Genomic DNA, 18593 nt, shown 5'->3' with positions numbered 1-18593 from the left:
ACGACGGGATCCTGCTGCGGCCGGGCCAGACGCTGATCCAGGGGGCACAGGTGTTCAACATGGTCTACAACACGCAGCTGGTGGGCAACACGGTGGAGAACGTGGAGGCGGCGGCCAACACGGGGGCACCGGCCTACATCGGGCTGCTGCCCTACCAGTACGGGGTGAGCCAGACGCTGGGCACAGCTGCCATCGGTGTTGAAATCCGCGATAACATACTCACGGCCCGTCCTTCGTATGTCCGCTCAACGATGAACAACAACGTGCTGGGCACTGAAGGCTATTACAACTACTTCCTAGCCCAGTTCAACGGGCCAATTGGTAATGCCGCGGTTACACTGGGCACAATATTCCAGAATAACACGGCCCGCAACACGGCCAATGCTTTTTACCTAAGCACAGGTGCCCACAGCACCCTGCTGTGCTCAACCACGCTCAGCAACGTGGGTAACTTGGTAGAGGACCGCACGCTCCCCAACAGTACGCAGGCCTCGCAGAATACGGCTGCCTGCGCGGCGGTAGCGGGCGAAACCCTCCGCAATCCAGAAAACCCTTCAGGAACCGTAGCAGGCCTAGAGTACAAGTACTACGAAGGCTACTGGAGCCAGCTGCCAGACTTTAATACCCTGACGCCCGTGAAGACTGGGCAGGTGGCCAACTTCGACCTGAGTTTACGGCAGCGCGACTCCGGCTACGGGTTGCAGTTTACGGGCTATATCACAGTGCCTCAAGATGGTCAGTATACCTTCTTTACTAACTCTGATGATGGCTCTAAGGTGTTTATTGGCTCAACCCAAGTTCTGTTCAACGACAACTCGCAGGGCAACTCCGAAAAGTCTGGCTCGATTGGGCTAAAAGCGGGTACGCACGCCTTCACGGTTACGTATTTCCAGAGCGGGGGAGGTCAGTCACTCAACGTGAATTTTCAGGGCCCCGGCGTACCTAAGCAGACCATTCCGGCTTCAGTATTAAAGCGGGGCGGTACTACCAGCGTAGCGCCTACTGCACCGTCAAGCCCTGCTAGTGCTAGCACCTACCGCATTAACGCGGGCGGCCCTCAGCTAAGCACCGCTGCGGGTACCTTCTCAGCCGATGGCTACTACTCCGCTAACAGCAGCGTGCACTCAACCACTGCGGCCATTAACCCGCTTTACCAGACGGAGCGCTACGGAACCAACGGCACGCTCAGCTACACGCTACCCATTCCTAACGGCACCTACCAAGTAGTGCTGCACTTCGCGGAACTATACTGGACGTCGGCGGGTCGGCGGGTGTTCGACGTGAGCCTGGAGAACACGAAGGTGCTCGACAACTACGACATCTTCCGCAAGGTGGGGGCGCTGACTGGCACAACCGAGACGTTCACCGTGAACGTGACCGACGGCAGCCTAAACCTGTACATGAGCTCTCTCGCCGGTGACGGCGGTATTGATCAGCCCAAGCTATCAGCCATTGAAGTAGTGCCCTCCAGTGGGGCAACTCCGCCCACGGCGACGAGCACTTACCGTGTTAACTCAGGAGGAGCGCAGGTAAGTACCACGATCGGTACGTTCACCGCTGACAACTACTACACCGGCAGCACCAGCACGTACTCAACCACGGCGGCCATCAATGGTATAGATGCCTTGTACCAGACGGAGCGCTACGGAACCAACGGCACGCTCAACTATGCTTTCCCCGTAACCAACGGCTCTTACCGGGTAGTGCTGCACTTCGCGGAACTATACTGGACGTCGGCGGGTCGGCGGGTGTTCGACGTGAGCCTGGAGAACACGAAGGTGCTCGACAACTACGACATCTTCCGCAAGGTGGGGGCGCTGACTGGCACAACCGAGACGTTCACCGTGAACGTGACCGACGGTACCCTGAACCTGTACATGAGCTCTCTCGCCAGTGATGGGGGCGTTGATGCTGCCAAGATTTCAGCTATTGAGATAGTGCCCAACACCTCGGTAAGCGCAACTGGCAGCTCAACCATGCAAGTGCTGCCTGGCGCTAGCTCCCTGGAAGGCAAAGCCGCTACTGCATCGGCCATAACGGCTTATCCTAACCCAACAACCGGGGCGTTTACGGTGTCGTGTGCTAGTGAAGCTGTTCAGACGGCTTCTCTCACCCTGATGGATGCCCTAGGCAAAGTAGTTCTGCAGCAGCGCGTGGAGCTATCAGCCGGGCAGAACGAAGTACCCGTCCAGGCCCAGCAATTGCCCCAGGGCCTGTACCAGCTGATCCTGACGCCCGCCAAGGGAGCGCGCCAAGTAGGCAAGGTACTGATTCAGCACTAGGGTAAACTTCCGGCGAAGTTCTGCAAGGGGCTTCTAATCTGACAATAGCCGCTTCCGGGAGGGAGCGGCTATTGCTTTTGGCGCCGGACAAGCAACTTCACATTACCGCGCAAGGATACAATAGGTACAAGCGTAACCACCTAGGCCTATAGCCACCGCAGGTAGGAATGCGGAACGGAATATTATGGTGGCGTAGCTGTTATGCGGGTAGTTGCCGGGCCACGCTGGTAGCTGTGATTGGATGTTGATCTTAATAAACAGAAGAGCAGCGGGTAGTCAGAGTAAGCTCCTAGTACCAGCTATTAGGGTTGCACGGGTAGCGTCTGCAAAAAATTAAGCCGTACCTGATCTGGCAAGGGCCGGGCAGCAGGCGTGAGGTCTAGCAGTAGGGTTTGCTTGTAGCGTGCGTGAAACGCTGGCCAGTTGGGTAGGCCACTGCCATTGGGGTTTCCTGTGCGCACAAAGTTCACCCAGTAGCCGGCAATGGTTTCCGCCAATTGATAATCACCCTTCTCCCAAGGCCGGCTTACTACCCCTAGCGTATTGAACACGTACGGCACCTCTCCGGTGTGAAAGGCGCCATACTTACGGTACTCGCCAGTGGCGGGCACTTTCCGGGTGAAACGGTACAAGTAGGCCGGGCGGCGCAAGTGTTGGTCTTGCAGGGTGACCCAGGTGTAGGTGGGCAGGCCAAAGCGCAAGTCGCGCGCTAGCTGTAGCTGGGCATTGGCTGCCGACTGCTCACTCTCAGTGGGGTAGAAGTGCAGCAGGCTATCGGCCCGTTGGCCGTATTGCTGCCGCACGCGCTGGCGGAAGCCTTCTGCGGGGAGCAGGGGGCCATCTAAGAGCCCTTCGTCTTCATTCCAACCCGTGAGCAGAGAGATGGGGTTAGACTTGCCCTGCTGCAGCAGCTCACGGGGTGATGCGGGCAGCACGTACCCGTCAAGGATGGGGCCTTTTAGGGCGGGAAGGTGTTGGAGCAGCGCCTCGGCTGGCACTTGGCGCAGAGCCGCCAGGGACGGCGCTTGTAGCTCGCGGCCGTAACGCTCACCTGCTTGCTCGGCCTGTGCCAGCGGGGGGTAAGCCCGGCCAATGGCGGCTCCGCTTTCCGCAATAGCTTGATGAAACAATCCCTTAGCTAAGGGAGAAGCAACCAGGCAGGAAACGCTCATGGCGCCGGCCGACTGCCCAGCGATGGTAACGCGCGCTGGATCTCCGCCGAAAAGAGCAATGTTTTCCTGCACCCAGCGTAGGGCGGCCAGCTGATCCAGTAAGCCGTAGTTGCCAGATGCCCCGTGGGGTGATTCTTTGGTAAGTTCTGGATGGGCTAAGAAGCCAAAGGGCCCCACCCGGTAGTTTATGCTCACAACCACAACACCCCGTTTGGCCAGGGCTGCCCCGTCGTAGATGGGTACGGCGCTACCGCCGCTCATGAAGCCCCCGCCGTATATCCAGACCAGAACGGGCTGGCGGGCCGTGGCCGTGGGGGCGCTCGTCCACACATTCAGGTAGAGGCAGTCTTCGCTGATGGGCGCCTTTGGTATCAGAAACTCCGCACTCCACATGCTAAACGGGGCAGGAGTGGCCTGCATGGGACTTGGGCCGTACTCCCGACAAGCGCGTACGCCGGTCCAGGGCGTTACTGGTTGAGGTTCTTTCCAGCGCAACTCACCCACTGGCGGCGCGGCAAACGGAATGCCTTTGTAGTAGGCCACCTGACCCTCCGCCGTCCGGCCCCCGGCAATGCGGCCGCTGCGAGTAGCAATTACCCCTAGAGGGCGCGGCTTTGTGGAATCAACTGCAATGGCGGAAACAACCGTAAGCAGCAGTAACAGACTAGTGTAAAACCTGCGCATAAGGGGAAGTAGCGAGGAAATGAGGAATAGTAGTTAGGGCTTCAGAGGCAGCAGGCGAACTATCGCCGTCACCGGTACTGAGGCTGGCTAGGCCAGTGGTTTGCGTATTTGGCGTGCGCGTTCTGCCAAACTCTGCATCAGGCTAGGGCAGGTTAGGAATAAGGCGTTAGGCGCTGCTTGTTACCTGATCTACCCGTAACACGCCCGGAATATCCAAGGAGGCTGGTAGCGTGCCAGTGCGAGCAAAATCGGCCCAGTGCTGGCGCACCTGACGACCCAGCGCATTGACCTGGGACCAGGTGGCTTGGCCTAGCAACGGGGTAGCGGCCCATTGCTCGGGAAGCCCCAGCAGCAAGGGTAAATCAATGGTGTGGGCCCCGCCAAAGTCGCTGCCAGCTGGCGCAAACGTCACCAGAAACAAGTAGGCGCGCCCACCCGCACGAGCATGCCGGTGGGCAAAGGCATGCGCCGGCCCCAGATAAATGTAGCGTGAGCTGAGGGCCGTCAAGAGGTTAGTCACCCGCGGCCCTAGCAAGGGCACTTGAGGTAGCAAGCGCAGAGTAGGACTAATAACGGCGAAGAAGCGGGTTTCGTGGGCTGTGCCGCCAATAAGCACATCCACCTCCGGCGCCGCCGCCTCCCAGGCGCGCTCCACGCTGGCTTCAGTTGGTAAAGGGTAGGCGCCGTACTGAGTGCCAAAGGGCATGCCGCCCTTCAGGCCAAACCGCCGTGCTACCCGTTGTGCCCGCTCTTGGTAGGCCAGTACCTCTTCAACGGGCGCGTGGGCCGGCAGGGCCCCCGTAGCCCGAAGCATGGCTTGATTCATGGCCAGGCGGTTGTGAGACAACCCCAAGGGGGCACTGTGCATAATCACGCGCCGAAATAACCCACGGGCTCCCTCTGCCACCAGTAGGTGGGCAATGGCATCGGCGCCGGAGGAGTGGCCTAGCAACGTAACCAAGGCGGGGTCTCCCTTGAAGGCCGTGATGTTCCGCTGCACCCAGCGCAGGGCTTCCCGCAAATCAAGCAGGCCTAGGTTTGGGGGCGCGGCGCCTTCGCCACCAAGAAATCCTAGTAGCCCCAGCCGGTAGGTAACCGCCACAAAAACTACTCGCTGCTCTTGCACCAGAGCTGCAGGGCTATACATGGGCAAATCACCGGCCCCACTCACGTAAGAACCTCCATGCACCCATACAATGACGGGCAGCCGCTCATCCGGGCCGCAATCGGCGGGCAACGTAAGCGAGAGACGCAGGCAGTCTTCGCTGAAAGTGAGCTCCGTGAATAAGTCGCCTAAAACTTGATCTAGCAGCGGATCGGCAACCTGGGGGCAAGCCGGCGCTGGCTTGGTAGCCTGAATTGGGGACTTAGCAGCGGGTTCAGGAACCGGTGGGTGAAACCGCTTGGCGCGGGCGTACCGGATGCCGCTGGCGTGCAGCAAGTCTCCCTCGCGCCACCCAACAATGGGGCCGGCTGGGGCGTTGAAGAGGGCAGGAGTGCGGGAAGGCATGGACAGATTGAGCTAGCCTAGCGCACTAGGCCAGTGCCAGTAGTAGCCAAGCCTAACGGACGCGCAGGCGCTGACACTGCAGCACCAACAGCTGCTCCAGCGTTAGCTCCCCGAGCACGTAGCGCTGCCAGAGGGAAAGCGTTTCGGCGGTTACCTGGGGAGTGCCTGCTTCCGTGATGCCAACTACGCGTTCTGCTTCCTGCAAGCGTTGCAGCCAGCCTTGCTGATCAGGAGAGGATAGGGAAACAGGCGGGGCTGGGAAGTAAGCGCTGCGCATGAGAAATGTCAAGAATAGTACGAAGCCATCTGCGGCTTCTCGCCTTATAACGGAACACCCGTTTTCAGGTTATAGTACCAACGCTGCCGCCGCAAAAATGAGCAGTGATCTTACTTCCACCGGCGGATGTACTGGTCGAAGCTTTCCCGGTAGCCTTCGCTGATGGGGATGGTTTCGTTGGCAATTTGCACGGTGCCGCGCCCGACGGAGGTAATTTGGTTGAGGGCCACAATGTAAGAGCGGTGAATGCGCATGAACTGCTTGGGTAGGCGCTCCTCCAGAGCCTTCAGGCTTTGTAAGGACAGCAGGGGCCTAGGCTCGCTGCGGCGGTACACTTTGATGTAGTCTTTCAGGCCTTCTATGTAGAGTATGTCATTGTAGGGCACGCGCACCATTTGGTATTCCACTTTCAGGTAGAGGAAGTCTTCGGTGGGCTCGGCAGTGATAGTTGCGGCAGGAACAGGAGTTGGATACTCTGCCTCAGCGTAGCGCTGTGCTTTCTGTGCGGCCCGCAAAAACTCTTCGTATGTGAAGGGCTTCAGTAGATAATCAAGGGCATCAACCTTGTAGCCATCCAAGGCATACTGGTTAAAGGCGGTGGTGAAGATGACGCGCGGACCGCGGTTGGGGCCGGGGCCACGGTCTAGCACCCGGGCCAGCTCCAGCCCATTAAGGTCGGGCATCTGAATATCCAAGAACAGCACATCCACGGGGCTTTCCTGCTGTTGTAAGCCTTTTAGGGCGGCTACGGCACTGCTGTAGCTGCCTACGAGCCGCAGGAATGGCGTTTTCTCAACAAAGCTCGCTACCAGTTGCAGGGCCAGGGGTTCGTCATCAACAGCAATGCAGTTTAGGGTAGTCATGGCAGCAGCGTCAGGGTCAGGTGAATGTGGTATTCGTTGGTGGGCGTACGTTCCGTAACGGTCAGAGTGTGGCGGTTGGGGTACAGCAGCTCCAGCCGCCGCCGGGTGTTCACTAGGCCTATACCGTGGTTCGCATCTAGCTGAGTGGGGCGTTCGTCGAAGAGAGTGTTATAGATATCGGCTTCAAGGGTGTGGGGCGTGGGTTGCTGAATCTGAATGCGAATAGAGCTGGGTGTAACAGTACTTACGCCGTGCTTAAACGCATTCTCCACAAACGTCAGCAAAATCATGGGGGCCACCGGCGCATCGTGCAGGGGCTCGGGCGTTTGGTACTCCACGCGCACATTGTCGGTGAGCCGCAGCTGCATCAAGTCAATGTAGTCACGCACGAACAGCAACTCCTGGCTGAGTGGAGCTGTGCCGGTTTGGGTTTCGTAGAGCACGTAACGCATCATGCGCGAGAGGCGGTGCAGCGCCTCGCGGGCCCGGTCGCCGTCGATGAGGGTAAGGGCATAGATATTATTGAGCGTGTTAAAGAAAAAGTGGGGGTTGATCTGCGCCTTCAGCCAAGACAGCTCCGTGGCTAATTTCTCCTGTTCCAGTGCCTGCCGCATTTCTGCTTCCCGCTGGCCCCGCTGCACAGCAGCCACACTGGTACCTAGGCCTAGCGCCAGCAGCGTAGTGATGAAAATGGCCGGGTTGAACAGCCCAAACCGATGCAAAGGCATTCGGCGGGACGGCCCAAACCCGCGGTTGGGGCCATGAGAGCGGGGGGCATTGGGCCTAGGAAACGATGTTTGCCCAGCTGAATAGGGTGGCTCTGGGCCTCGCCGCAAGTCCGTAAAGGAGTTTTCCAGCACCCGGTGCAGCACTAGCATACTGAGAACTGCGGCCACCAGGAACCCCACGTAACTCGCTATCCGACGACCGTACAATAGGCGCGGGACGGCCCAGCGCACATTGAGGTAAAAAACTACGGCTAGCAGCGCCAGCATAGCGGCTTGCACAAAAACGAATGGAGCCCCTCGTAACCGTTCAGTCGGCTGCATGGCAAGCAGCACAATCAGCACGCCCCAGATCAGGACGTGCTGCAGAAGTGGGCCTAAGCGTCGGGTAGAAATGGCCATGCAGTAAAGGAAGATGAAACGGTTGGCAAGCTACTGCCCGATAGAGCACTACAATGGCAGCAATCCATCAGCAGCCAAAACACACCGACAATCTCGGCTTCTTGGCCGTTAGGTGGGTAGTGTATGGACAGGGGCCAACATGCAGTGGCCTAGCCTTACTTCAGCACTGGGGGAGGAGTAGCGGTTTCCAGCACAAAGGATATTTTGGCACCATCATAAAATCGATAGTTCATCTCGGTGAAGCCATAGTCCGGATGAAAATAAAAGTCGAGGTAGCTGCGGCCTAGCTTACTATGTTGGGCTACTGCACGAATTAGCCAACATGCCGGTAGTACAAGGTTACCATACTGTCTAGGCTCTTGCTTATCAACGCGGTAGCGGTTAATAGATTTTCCTTTGAAGGCACCCCAGCCCATTAGAATAGACATTGTGTGCTGCCAAGTTCCGCCAAACTGCAGCGAATCTAGTAGCACCTGCGGATAAGGGGCAATTTCTGTATAGGTGTACTGATTGCCCCGAATTGGATGCATCCAGACTTCCTGCTTGTTTTCCTTAGCTCCAGTTGTTTCCGTACGAGACCATACGTACCGTTTCGGTTTATCTAAGCTTTTCGACTCCGGATGGTGATATGACAAAAAAGTCATTGAATCCTGAGGTGAATGGTAGTAAGAAATAGTAAAAGCCGTTTGCAGCTTCGGCTGAACCTTCCAAGGCTGGCCCAATGCAGTAAGGGTTACTCGTTGCCTCGATAACGTATCGCCGGCCGGACTAACGAATACTGCTTGATAAGTATAAACGCGGCCAGCTTTAAAGATTGTGAGGCTATCAGGCGTAGTGGGTGGCTGCAAGTAACCGGCTGCATATAAGAGAGAGGCAATGCTAAAGCACACTGACAACATAAGATTAAGTAGTAAAGCGTAACGAATAGGCGTCTCGAAGTTCGAGAAATATTCAGTTTAGCACGTATAACTCCTTAAGTGAGAAAGCTGCATCTTACCGCTATGCAACCCACCGAACAAGAGGCCTACACCGAGCTACGCGCGTGGCAGCGTAAGATGCAGGAGAAACCCACGCTGCTTAACCGCTTTGCCCGCCGGGTGCAGATGCGGCTAAATGCGCTGCTGCCTGAGCGGGTGCACGAAGCCATTACTGTGGCCATCAAGCAAATGGTGCGCGGCGTGTTGTTTGGCTCCACGCACGTTACGAGTAAGCCCACAGAAAACGTGTCATTACTAGACCGGGAAGCGGCCGTGCGCATTCGGGTGCGCTACTACCGCAACACGGCCGCCGCCGAAGGGGCGGTTACCGGAGCAGGGGGCTTCCTGCTAGGCCTAGCCGATTTCCCGCTGTTGCTGGGGCTCAAGCTGAAGCTGTTGTTCGACATAGCCGCCTTGTATGGGTACGATGTGAAGGACTACACCGAGCGGCTGTATTTATTACATGTGTTTCAACTGGCATTCAGCAGCCAGCATACCCGCAACGAAGTGTATCGGCAACTGGCCGACTGGGAGGCCTACCGGCATACCTTGCCCACCGATGTGCACGAGTTCGACTGGCGCACCTTTCAGCAAGAATACCGCGACTACATTGATCTGGCAAAGCTGGCCCAGCTGGTGCCCGTTATTGGGGCAGCTGTGGGGGCTGTGGCAAACTACCGCCTCCTAGAGCAACTCGGAGACACCGCTATGAACTGCTACCGCATGCGCTACTTCACTACCCGGCCAGCCTTGGAGAAATAGTGCGGGCGCTAGGCCACTAGTTGCGGTATTGGTAGAAGATACCGTTATCAAACGGGGTCCAAAGGCTGGCTTTCTGGCCGCAATATTTCAGCGCATCGTTGGCCCAGGTGTTGCAGGTATAGAGCCAGCCGTAGGTGCGGTGAGCTTCATAGAAAGAGTCGTCGCGGCCATAGCTATGGCCCCCGATGTAGATGGGGTGGCCTAGCGCATCGTAGCGAAAGCTGTCCTGAATGTACTGGATCAGCTTGCGGTAATCGTTGTGGCTAATGCTGATTTTCACGCAGTCATCGCTCTCGTGCATCTCCCGATAAAAGGTGGTGTGCATGGCCGAGGTGCCCAGGTAAAACATGGCTTTAAACGCAGTGCTAGCTTTCAGCTCTGCCCACGTGGGGGTGTCGAGGTAAAAGCCTTTGTCGCCCCATCCAAACCCAATGTATTGCATGGTCGGGTCATTCGACTGCGTGTTTTTCAGCAGGATGGTTTCCGTCCAGTCGATGTATTCGCTGCGCGCCGGCACCACAATATCCGTGTGCACACCGTTGGAGTAAATGTAAATGTCAACGTCGGTCAACGGGTCGGTGCTTTTCTTCGGAACCGTAATGCGCGACAGCACCGCCGCGCTGGTTAGGTACAAACCAAACGCCCCGCCAAGAGCGCCTGCTACATATCCGGTGGTTTTAAGGGCTTGTTGAAGGCCTTTTTTCATGTGCTGAAGTTGGTCGCCAGAGCCGCTAATGGCTCCGGAATGGAAAGGAAGAAGTGTAGGCGCAATACGCGCGAAGTGGCCTATGGTTAAGCCCCGCCCGGGTGCACAACCTGCCATGCACAAAAAAAGCCCCAACAAAATTGTTGGGGCTTGTGAACAGGAGCCCTGGCTCCTTAGCTTTTAGCTTTCTGATGGCCTTTGTGCTTTTCTGCCTTCTCAGCGCGCAACTGGGCGTACTTAGTGTACTGGTCGGCGCTCAAGATTTGCTTCAGCTGGGCGTCGTACTTTTCCTTGTCGGCCTTCATTTCCAGCTTACGGGCGTCGGTTTTGCCGGCGGTTGCGTACTTGGCGCGGTTCGCCTGCATTTCCTGGTAACGAGCTACGTGTAGCTGCCGCACTTTTTCGGTTTGCTCAGCCGAGAGGTTTAGCTGCTGGGCCAGGTGTTTGGCCTTTTGGTCGGCCTTCTGCTCAGGCGTTTTCTGGGCTTTGCCGGCCTGGGCCGTACGAGGGTGGCGGTTTTTAACCGGAACAGTCTGGGCCGAAACAGCACCAACCGAGAAAGTGAAAGCCGCAAGAATTACGAGGATCTTTTTCATGGAGTAGTATCTGAATTGTTTAATCAGAAGGGGAGAAACGGAAGTGGCCTATACTAGCTAGGCGAGCTTCTGAGAGTAGTATTTGCAACTCCAATGCCAACTTTTATGCCCAATCTCATATTCGATAAAATTAAAAAAAGCCAATTGTGCCATTAAACCTTCGCCCTAGGCGGCAGTCGGGTAGTTGCCGGCTACTGCCTAGTGGCCTAGGCTCCTGCCCTCACGAAGAAAGCTGGAGCCTTGTAAATGCGCGCCGGCTGGGTGTACCTTTGCAGCACCAATTCTTTACCGACAAAGGATTGTTTTTATACAGAGGCGCTGAGAGACAGGCTCGAAGAAGCGTCGGCAACCATCCGCAACTGCCGGAACGGTGCCAATTCCTGACCATATAAAAACAAGTTGCCGTGGATTTTCGCCCCTGCCGTACTGCCCGTTTTGTAGTTTCCGCTGCCTGCTTCGGTGTGCCCACCGTTGCCATTGCGTGTAGTTGCAGTACGTGTTGTTGCTGTTGAACCCACTGCCAACTGCCTGTACTGGCTAATGCCGGGGCTGCCTACGCAACTCTAGCGTTTCCTCTCTCCTTGTATTTCTTGGTCGTGCCGGCTTCCACGGCATTCTGTGTAGTTGCGCCACCTGTTTCGGTGGGGGCGTGACAAGCCCAGCGCTCCGTTTCAGTTGGCGGCTGCGCTGTAGGCCACCCGCAGGTACCCCCCGCGCGACCAACTCTTTACCTCACTGGCCAACCGCGCGTTGGTATTCACTTTTTATGTTAAAAAAATCTCTGGAACTGCTGCGGCAGGAGGCCGCCGAAACGGGCGCAAACACCCTAAAACGAAGTCTGAATGGCTTCAACCTCATCGCCATTGGCATTGGGGTAATTATTGGGGCCGGCTTATTCTCACTCACGGGTATTGCGGCGGCCAACAATGCCGGCCCCGCCGTTACGCTCTCTTTCATAGTGGCAGCCGTGGGCTGTGCTTTCTCGGCGCTGTGTTACGCCGAGTTTGCCTCCATGGTGCCTGTGTCGGGCTCGGCCTATACCTACGCCTACGCCACCATGGGCGAGCTTTTTGCCTGGATTATTGGCTGGGATTTGGTGCTCGAATATTCCGTAGGCGCTGCCACGGTGGCCATCAGCTGGTCGCAATACCTGCTGAAGTTCCTGAGTAAGTACGGCATCAACCTGCCGCCGCAGCTGGTCATGTCACCGTTTGAAACGGCCACCCTGGCCGATGGCAGCGCCGTGCATGGTTTTGTGAATATTCCGGCCATGCTCATCGTGCTGGCTATCACCATGATTATCATTCGCGGCACTCAGGGCTCAGCGTGGTTCAACGCGCTAGTGGTTACCCTAAAGGTGGCCGTAGTGCTAGTGTTCATTGCCCTGGGCTGGCAGTACATCGACCCCGCCAATTACCAACCTTATATTCCGGCCAATACCGGTAACTTCGGAGAGTTTGGCTGGAGCGGTATTCTGCGCGGGGCTGGCGTGGTGTTCTTCGTATTCATTGGGTTTGACATTGTGGCCACCATGGCCCAGGAAACCAAGAACCCTCAGCGCAACATGCCCATCGGCATCATCGGCTCCCTGCTGATTTGCACCGTGCTGTTCGTGCTGTTTGGCCACGTGATGACTGGCCTAGCCAACTACACCGAGTTCAAGAACAGCGCCGCCCCAGTTGCCATTGCCATTGAAAAAACACCCTACGCTTGGCTGTCATCGGCCGTGATTTTGGCCATCATCATTGGCTATACTTCCGTAATTCTGGTGGATTTGCTGGGCCAGAGCCGCGTGTTTTTCTCCATGGCGAAGGATGGCTTACTCCCCCCCGTGTTCTCGCGCATTCACGCCACCTTCCGCACGCCGCTGCAGTCAAATCTGCTGCTAGGCCTGTTCATTGCCTTGTTTGCGGGCTTCGTACCGATTTCGGTAGTGGGCGAGATGACTAGTATTGGTACCCTGCTGGCCTTCGTGATGGTGTGCTTGGGCGTGCTCATCATGCGTAAGAAAGAGCCCAATGCACCCCGCAGCTTCCGCACACCCCTGGTGCCGCTGGTACCTATCCTGGGCATCCTGACCTGCCTGGTGATGATGGTGTCTCTGCCTATAGAAACGTGGGTTCGACTTTACATATGGTTAGTGGCTGGCTTGATCATTTACTACGTATATGGGCAGAACAATAGTAAGCTGCGCCAAAGCCAAGTTTCTATAAATAAGAAGTCGCTGACACTTACGCACCTGTTGTTAGTGATAGTTATACCAATCATTCTGTTCTACCTAACGACGTATTTGGTTGGCCCCTGGATATTGAATAGTGCTAATTGATAGTAGTACGCTACTTGAAGAGCCAACGGCGGCTTACGTTGTCATTTACTTCAACTATGACAACGGCAAAAAACACAGTAAACTGCGCGCCGCGGCTGAACAGACAGTGGCCTAGACACTCCTTTTTAATAGCCAAAAAAGCCGGACTAGTTCCGGCTTTTTTGTGGGCACCAGTAGTGGAATGTGTACTTTCAGGCGCTTGCTTATATGTATACTTTACTGACTCGTTAATGGAAGCACTATTACCCCAATCTGAAGTTGTTGCAACGATTCCTACGCGCCCCGTTCCGGCCTACCCAACGTTAAAAGAGAGCTGGGCTGTAATAGGCTGGTTCTTGCTCGTGTCTTTGGTTGTGGGGGCACCCCTATATCTGTTGTTTCAGCTGTTACTGCCTACTCAAAAGCAGCTGACATCTGTGCTGCTTTCCGTCGCGACGGAAACAGCGTTGATCATCTTTCTGCTTTGGAAAGCTGGCCCTCGGCGGACCAAGTTGCAGCTGCTCGGTTACGAAATGCCATGGTTGTACGTGGTGCTGCCAGTGCTGGTAATAGCCCAGCTTATTGTATTAAGCCCCATCCACTACCTACACTTGCCAAACTGGGTTGAGGCCAACATACAGCGGCTGATGGAGCAGCCCGTCTTGGGTTTCCTGATGTTGTGCGTTGTGGCTCCGGTACTGGAAGAGGTGCTTTTTCGAGGAGTATTGCTGACTGGCCTACTGCGGAACTACCGCCCATGGGTGGCTATCGGGCAATCGGCCTTACTATTCGGATTAATTCACATGAATCCGCAGCAGATAGTAGGGGCTGGCTTGTTGGGGCTGAGTCTGGGGTGGCTTTACTACCGTACCCGATCCTTACGCTTGTGTATGGCCATGCACGCCTTCAACAACTTTGTTGCTTTCTGCGCTATGCTCTCGAAGAAGGTTCCTGATGCTCAGGCTCCGCATGAGACATTTGCATCTGGGCCCATGTACGCGCTTGTTTGGTTGGGAGCGGCGCTACTTGTTGGGTATATCCTGTGGCGCGTTCAGCAAGCTACTGTTTCTGTAAGTGATGATTCCAAGGGAGCTATTTCATCCGAAGCCTAGCAACTAGTAGAGCAGTACCGAATAACACGTTCGGCTGATGAACAGGGAAGGCAGAAGTGTACTGGCATGAGAAGCGTAACAAAAAAGCCCTGCTGATCAGCAGGGCTTTTTTGTTTTAATGCCGCTTAGGAAAGCGTTACATAAACAGCTTGCGTAGTGCCCACAGGCTCCAGACAATTACCATTAGGCCTACGCCAACAAACATCCACCGAACGGGAATGCGGCCGGCCAGGCGGGCGGCTAGGGGAGAGGCGGCTACGCCACCCACAATCAGGCCCAGAATAATTTGCCAGTGCGAAATGCCCAGCGTGGCGAAGAAGGTGACGGCGCTGGCAAACGTCACGAAAAACTCCGTCACACTCACCGATCCAATAACGTATTGGGGCGTGCGGCCACCGGCAATGAGCGTGCTGGTAACGAGTGGGCCCCAGCCGCCGCCGCCAAACGAGTCAAGAAAGCCCCCGGCGGCGGCCAACAGGCCTAGCTTCTTGTGCTTCTTGCGCGGGCCTAGCTTAGAAAAGGCTTTGGAAATGATGCGAATACCCAGCAGCAGCAGATACGCGGCCAAGAGAGGCTTCACGTAGCCCGCATAGGTTTCGCCGAATTTCGAGAGCAGATAAGCCCCCGTTATGGCTCCCAGTACTCCCGGAATCAGGAGCACCTTGAACAGCTTCTTGTTGACGTTGCCGAAGCGGTAATGATGGTAGCCCGAAGCCCCACTGGCAAACATTTCGGCGGTATGGATGCTGGCACTCACGGCCGCCGGAGCTATGTTCATGCTCATCAGACTAATGGCCGTAACCACGCCGTAGCCCATGCCCAGGAGCCCGTCAATAAGCTGTGCTCCAAACCCGATGGCTACGAAGATGTAGAACATCTTGGCGTTGGTGGCCGTGTGCACCACCTGGTCCCAGGTGATATAATAGGAGAGGATGTTAAAGATCAGCAGACCCGCAAAGGCCAAGAGTGCCCCCGTAGCCCGGCGCCGCCACTGCGCTGCCGCCGGCGACTCATAGGCCGGGCCGCCGGTTAGCTCGGCCGTTACCGCATTCAGGGATTTGACTTTGTGCGCGAAGTCGCCGCCTACTTTTTCCCGAATCACGGACATACGCTGCAGTACATCGTGTAGCTCATCGGGGAGGGCGTGGGTCAGCATTTCGCGCAGGCGCTTGGCAATGGTCGGCGACTTACCGTTGGTGCTGATAGCAATTTTCAGGTCGCCTTTCTGCACGATGGAGCCCAGGTAAAAGTCGCAGGCATCGGGCGTGTCGGCCACGTTGCACAGCAGGCGCTGGCGGGTGGCATCGGCCTTGATGCGTAGGTTTAGCTCTTTGTCATCGGTGGCCACAATTACCAAGTCGTGGCCAACTAGGTCGGTGGTTTGGTAGGCCTGCTCGCGCAACTGCACGGCCGGATGCCTCGCCGCTAGCTCCAGAAGTTGAGCTGAGAAATAGGTGGCTACCACCGTTATGGCCGTGGCTGGGCTATTGGCCAAGACAGCCGCCAGCTTCTCGTGGCCTACATTGCCGCCGCCCACCAACAAGACGTGCAGTTGCTCCATCTTCAAAAAGATGGGAAACAGTCGGTTAGAACCGCTGGCGGGCACTGAGTCGGGCACGCTGGGGGCGGTAGTTTCGGCTGTGTTCATAGCGCGGTGGACAGGTTGTGAAGGGTAAAATAGAGAAAAGACCTGATTTAATGGTCTTCGAGCCAGAAGCCAAGTGGCCTAGGCGTGAAAGTTCAGTCCGTGGGTGGTAGGCTGCACGTAGCCTTGGCGAATCACAAAGTCGCCGAACCGCTCCTGCGGCTGACGTTTCTGGGCATAGTCTTGCAGCAGGGGCGTGAGGGCCTCCACAATGCCGTCCTCGTCTAACATCTCTTTATACAGCTTGTTCATTCGCTCCCCGTTGAAGCCAGCTCCTAAATAGAGGTTATAGCGGCCCACGGCCCGGCCCACCAGCCCAATTTCGCCCAGGTAGGGGCGGGCACAGCCGTTGGGGCAGCCGGTCATCCGGATGAGAATATCGTCCTGCAACAGGCCTAGCTCGGCCAGCACCCCATCTAGGCGGTCTACAAGCTGCGGAATGTAGCGCTCAGCCTCGGCGAAGGCTAGGGAGCAGGTGTTAAGGGCCACGCAGGCCAGAGCCCCCCGGCGCAAGCCTGAGTACTGCGTAGCGGCTACCTGAATACCGTGCTGGGCCAGGGTGGCCTCTACCAAAATCCGGTGCTCGGGTGCCACGTTGGCCAGAATCAGGTTCTGATTGCCGGTGAGGCGGAAGTCGCCGGTATGGAAGCGGGCAATTTCGCGCAGGGCAGTTTTGAGCTGCTGGCCCGGGCGGTCGGCCACGCGGCCACCCTCCACGAACAAGGTCAGGTGCTGAGCTCCATCGGGGCCAGTGGTCCACCCGAAGGCGTCACCGGAGCTCTTGAATTCGTAGGCGCGGGCGGGCTCCAGCTCGAAGCCCAGGCGCTGGTTCAGTTCCTGCTTGAACACCTCCAGGCCTACGCGGTCGAGGGTGTATTTGAGGCGGGAGAACTTGCGGTTTTCACGGTTACCCCAGTCGCGCTGAATCGTCACCACCTTCTCGCACACGTCCACTACCTTATCGGCGGGCACGTAGCCGATGATGTCGCCCAGGCGCGGGTACGTGTCAAGCATCCCGAAGGTCATGCCCATGCCGCCGCCCACCGTCACGTTGAACCCCAGTAGCTTCCCCTTTTCCTCAATGGCAATCAGGCCGAGGTCGTTAGCGAAGATGTCGGTGTCGTTGTGGGGCGGTACGGCCAGCGCAATTTTGAACTTGCGGGGCAGGTACGTCTTGCCATAAATTGGCTCGTCATCGCCGCCCGCGCTGAGCAAGCTGTTGTGCTTCGACTCGCCGTTCAGCCACAGCTCCCAGTACGCCGAGGTGCGGGGCGTGAGGTGGGCACTGATGGCTTTTGAAATCTCATACACCTCCGCGTGCACCTGGCTCTGGTGCGGGTTGGGGTTGAACATCACGTTTCGGTTCACGTCGCCGCAGCCCGCAATACTGTCCAGCAGCACATCATTAAAGCCCTGGATGGTCTTTTTGAGGTTGCGCTTAAGCACGCCGTGCAACTGAAAAGCCTGGCGAGTAGTGAGCTTAAGTGTGCCGTTGCCGTACTCATCGGCCAAGGCATCCATCCGCTCCCACTGAGCCGAGGAAGCCACGCCGCCGGGCAGGCGCACCCGAATCATGAGGGAGTAGAGCGGCTCCAGCTTCTGGCGCTTCCGCTCGCTGTCCAGGTCGCGGTCGGTTTGCTGGTAAGAGCCGTGAAATTTAATCAGGTGGGTATCATCCGGGTTGAGGGCACCCGTGAGCGGCGTCACGATGCTCTCGGCCAAAGTGCCGCGCAAGTAGTTGCTGGCATCCTTGACGTGCTCAACTTCGGAAAGCTTAACGGTGGTATCGGCCATGGAATTAAGGGGCAGAGGGGGTAGGGGGAACTGGCGGCGGAGTAGGCCGCAGATCGAAATTGTGGAAGTAGAAAACCCGGATAGTGTGCTGGTTGCGGTACGTGCTGCCAGCCGGTAGTTGCTGGAACAAATGCATGTAGCCGCCGTGCAGCTGGGCGTGCGGGTTAAGCTGGTACACCAGACCGGCAAACAGCCGGTTTTGGTCGAAGTAGTTGTAGCGAATCTCCTTGCCGAAATTCATCATCACTTCGTTGTTGAGCAGGAACTGTAGGCCACCCGGCTCGAAGCCCCGTTTGGTGAGGGGCAGGAAAAGAGCCGCGTTGTAACGGGTGCGGTAGTTGAAATTGAAGTCGTAAGTGCGCTCGTTGTTCTGGATGGTGCGCCTGAACCGCTCCTCCAGCCGCACCCACTGCATCAGGCGGGCCTTCGGGAATTTGCTGAACCACTGCACCTGCTGCCAGGGCCGGTGCTCTGCCTGCCCAATGGTGCGGGCTCCATCGGGGAAGTGGTGCACGTAGGCGTAGCCCCCGGTTAGGCGCACATCGTCGGTGAGGTAGTAGGTGAGGCCTACGCGCGCTACCGTCTGGAACATGTCTTGCACGTACCGGTCGTGGAGGCGCACGTGCAGATCGGTCCAGGTGCCCCAGTGCTGGGTGAAGCGCGTTTGATTGAACACGCCCAACCAAGTTTGCTGCTCGCGCACGTGTTGCTTTTGGGCGCTGGCAGAACCCGTCCCGAGCAGAAGTAGGCCAAGTGGAAGAAGCCGTTTCATATCCGTAGC

General features: G+C 57.0%; 15 protein-coding genes and 1 riboswitch. Of the genes, 4 read left to right on the top strand and 11 right to left on the bottom strand.

Annotated elements, in window-relative coordinates; translation table 11 throughout:
* On the top strand, positions 1-2282 hold a 2282-nt coding region (locus tag EU557_RS13740), incomplete at its 5' end, for a malectin domain-containing carbohydrate-binding protein (protein ID WP_135531000.1).
* Between the two features lie 302 nt (positions 2283-2584).
* Here the strand turns inward: EU557_RS13740 and EU557_RS13735 are convergent.
* From EU557_RS13735 to EU557_RS13710, 6 genes are all read right to left on the bottom strand, one after another.
* Positions 2585-4138, bottom strand: a complete 1554-nt coding sequence (locus tag EU557_RS13735) for a carboxylesterase/lipase family protein (protein ID WP_135530999.1) — start codon at positions 4136-4138, stop codon at positions 2585-2587.
* A gap of 166 nt (positions 4139-4304) precedes the next feature.
* A complete protein-coding gene (locus tag EU557_RS13730) occupies positions 4305-5648 on the bottom strand; it encodes a carboxylesterase family protein (protein WP_135530998.1) in 1344 nt (447 codons plus the stop codon).
* A 52-nt stretch (positions 5649-5700) separates the two neighbouring features.
* Complete coding sequence (locus tag EU557_RS13725) at positions 5701-5925, bottom strand: hypothetical protein (protein ID WP_135530997.1); 225 nt, start codon at positions 5923-5925, stop codon at positions 5701-5703.
* Positions 5926-6035: 110 nt separating this feature from the next.
* Complete coding sequence (locus EU557_RS13720; RefSeq protein WP_135530996.1) at positions 6036-6788, bottom strand: LytR/AlgR family response regulator transcription factor; 753 nt, start codon at positions 6786-6788, stop codon at positions 6036-6038.
* Positions 6785-7915 carry a sensor histidine kinase gene (locus EU557_RS13715; RefSeq protein ID WP_135530995.1) on the bottom strand — a complete coding sequence of 377 codons (1131 nt, stop codon included), beginning with the start codon at positions 7913-7915 and terminating at the stop codon, positions 6785-6787. The genes EU557_RS13720 and EU557_RS13715 overlap by 4 nt, the downstream gene beginning before the upstream one ends.
* Before the next feature lie 155 nt (positions 7916-8070).
* Positions 8071-8559 (bottom strand): hypothetical protein, encoded by a 489-nt coding sequence (locus tag EU557_RS13710; RefSeq protein ID WP_135530994.1) that lies wholly within the window; start codon positions 8557-8559, stop codon positions 8071-8073.
* 357 nt (positions 8560-8916) lie between these two features.
* Here EU557_RS13710 and EU557_RS13705 point away from each other — a divergent pair, with 357 nt between their 5' ends.
* On the top strand, positions 8917-9654 hold the full coding sequence (locus EU557_RS13705) for an EcsC family protein (RefSeq protein WP_135530993.1): 738 nt from the start codon (positions 8917-8919) through the stop codon (positions 9652-9654).
* A 16-nt stretch (positions 9655-9670) separates the two neighbouring features.
* On the opposite strand, the gene EU557_RS13700 is transcribed toward EU557_RS13705, so the two are convergent.
* Together EU557_RS13700 and EU557_RS13695 are read right to left on the bottom strand one after the other, a co-directional pair.
* Positions 9671-10360, bottom strand: a complete 690-nt coding sequence (locus tag EU557_RS13700) for a TIGR02117 family protein (protein ID WP_135530992.1) — start codon at positions 10358-10360, stop codon at positions 9671-9673.
* A gap of 173 nt (positions 10361-10533) precedes the next feature.
* Positions 10534-10956: a hypothetical protein gene (locus EU557_RS13695; RefSeq protein WP_135530991.1), complete on the bottom strand. Its 423-nt coding sequence runs from the start codon at positions 10954-10956 to the stop codon at positions 10534-10536.
* Between the two features lie 302 nt (positions 10957-11258).
* A riboswitch (SAM riboswitch) is annotated at positions 11259-11351 on the top strand.
* Positions 11352-11722: 371 nt separating this feature from the next.
* Between EU557_RS13695 and EU557_RS13690 the strand changes: the two genes are divergently transcribed.
* Together EU557_RS13690 and EU557_RS25500 are read left to right on the top strand one after the other, a co-directional pair.
* A complete protein-coding gene (locus EU557_RS13690) occupies positions 11723-13282 on the top strand; it encodes an amino acid permease (protein ID WP_135530990.1) in 1560 nt (519 codons plus the stop codon).
* A 416-nt stretch (positions 13283-13698) separates the two neighbouring features.
* Positions 13699-14373: a CPBP family intramembrane glutamic endopeptidase gene (locus EU557_RS25500; RefSeq protein ID WP_167855199.1), complete on the top strand. Its 675-nt coding sequence runs from the start codon at positions 13699-13701 to the stop codon at positions 14371-14373.
* Between the two features lie 136 nt (positions 14374-14509).
* Here the strand turns inward: EU557_RS25500 and EU557_RS26065 are convergent, their stop codons facing one another.
* The 3 genes from EU557_RS26065 to EU557_RS13670 all read right to left on the bottom strand — a co-directional run bounded on the left by EU557_RS26065 (position 14510) and on the right by EU557_RS13670 (position 18584).
* Positions 14510-16021, bottom strand: a complete 1512-nt coding sequence (locus EU557_RS26065) for a TSUP family transporter (protein WP_135530988.1) — start codon at positions 16019-16021, stop codon at positions 14510-14512.
* Between the two features lie 78 nt (positions 16022-16099).
* Positions 16100-17812 carry an NADPH-dependent assimilatory sulfite reductase hemoprotein subunit gene (locus tag EU557_RS13675; RefSeq protein ID WP_135530987.1) on the bottom strand — a complete coding sequence of 571 codons (1713 nt, stop codon included), beginning with the start codon at positions 17810-17812 and terminating at the stop codon, positions 16100-16102.
* Between the two features lie 4 nt (positions 17813-17816).
* Entirely contained in the window at positions 17817-18584 is a 768-nt protein-coding gene (locus tag EU557_RS13670; RefSeq protein ID WP_210116045.1) for a DUF2490 domain-containing protein, read from the bottom strand.
* Positions 18585-18593 lie beyond the last annotated feature (9 nt).

Origin of the sequence: Hymenobacter wooponensis (genome assembly GCF_004745865.1) — a bacterium.
Classification (GTDB): domain Bacteria; phylum Bacteroidota; class Bacteroidia; order Cytophagales; family Hymenobacteraceae; genus Hymenobacter; species Hymenobacter wooponensis.
This window is presented reverse-complemented; position numbering and strand designations above follow the sequence as displayed.

Coding starts and splice junctions, on each gene's coding strand:
- EU557_RS13735 (WP_135530999.1), bottom strand. CDS start 4,138: ATGCGCAGGTTTTACACTAGTCTGTTACTGCTGCTTACGGTTGTTTCC.
- EU557_RS13730 (WP_135530998.1), bottom strand. CDS start 5,648: ATGCCTTCCCGCACTCCTGCCCTCTTCAACGCCCCAGCCGGCCCCATT.
- EU557_RS13725 (WP_135530997.1), bottom strand. CDS start 5,925: ATGCGCAGCGCTTACTTCCCAGCCCCGCCTGTTTCCCTATCCTCTCCT.
- EU557_RS13720 (WP_135530996.1), bottom strand. CDS start 6,788: ATGACTACCCTAAACTGCATTGCTGTTGATGACGAACCCCTGGCCCTG.
- EU557_RS13715 (WP_135530995.1), bottom strand. CDS start 7,915: ATGGCCATTTCTACCCGACGCTTAGGCCCACTTCTGCAGCACGTCCTG.
- EU557_RS13710 (WP_135530994.1), bottom strand. CDS start 8,559: ATGACTTTTTTGTCATATCACCATCCGGAGTCGAAAAGCTTAGATAAA.
- EU557_RS13705 (WP_135530993.1), top strand. CDS start 8,917: ATGCAACCCACCGAACAAGAGGCCTACACCGAGCTACGCGCGTGGCAG.
- EU557_RS13700 (WP_135530992.1), bottom strand. CDS start 10,360: ATGAAAAAAGGCCTTCAACAAGCCCTTAAAACCACCGGATATGTAGCA.
- EU557_RS13695 (WP_135530991.1), bottom strand. CDS start 10,956: ATGAAAAAGATCCTCGTAATTCTTGCGGCTTTCACTTTCTCGGTTGGT.
- EU557_RS13690 (WP_135530990.1), top strand. CDS start 11,723: ATGTTAAAAAAATCTCTGGAACTGCTGCGGCAGGAGGCCGCCGAAACG.
- EU557_RS26065 (WP_135530988.1), bottom strand. CDS start 16,021: ATGAACACAGCCGAAACTACCGCCCCCAGCGTGCCCGACTCAGTGCCC.
- EU557_RS13675 (WP_135530987.1), bottom strand. CDS start 17,812: ATGGCCGATACCACCGTTAAGCTTTCCGAAGTTGAGCACGTCAAGGAT.
- EU557_RS13670 (WP_210116045.1), bottom strand. CDS start 18,584: ATGAAACGGCTTCTTCCACTTGGCCTACTTCTGCTCGGGACGGGTTCT.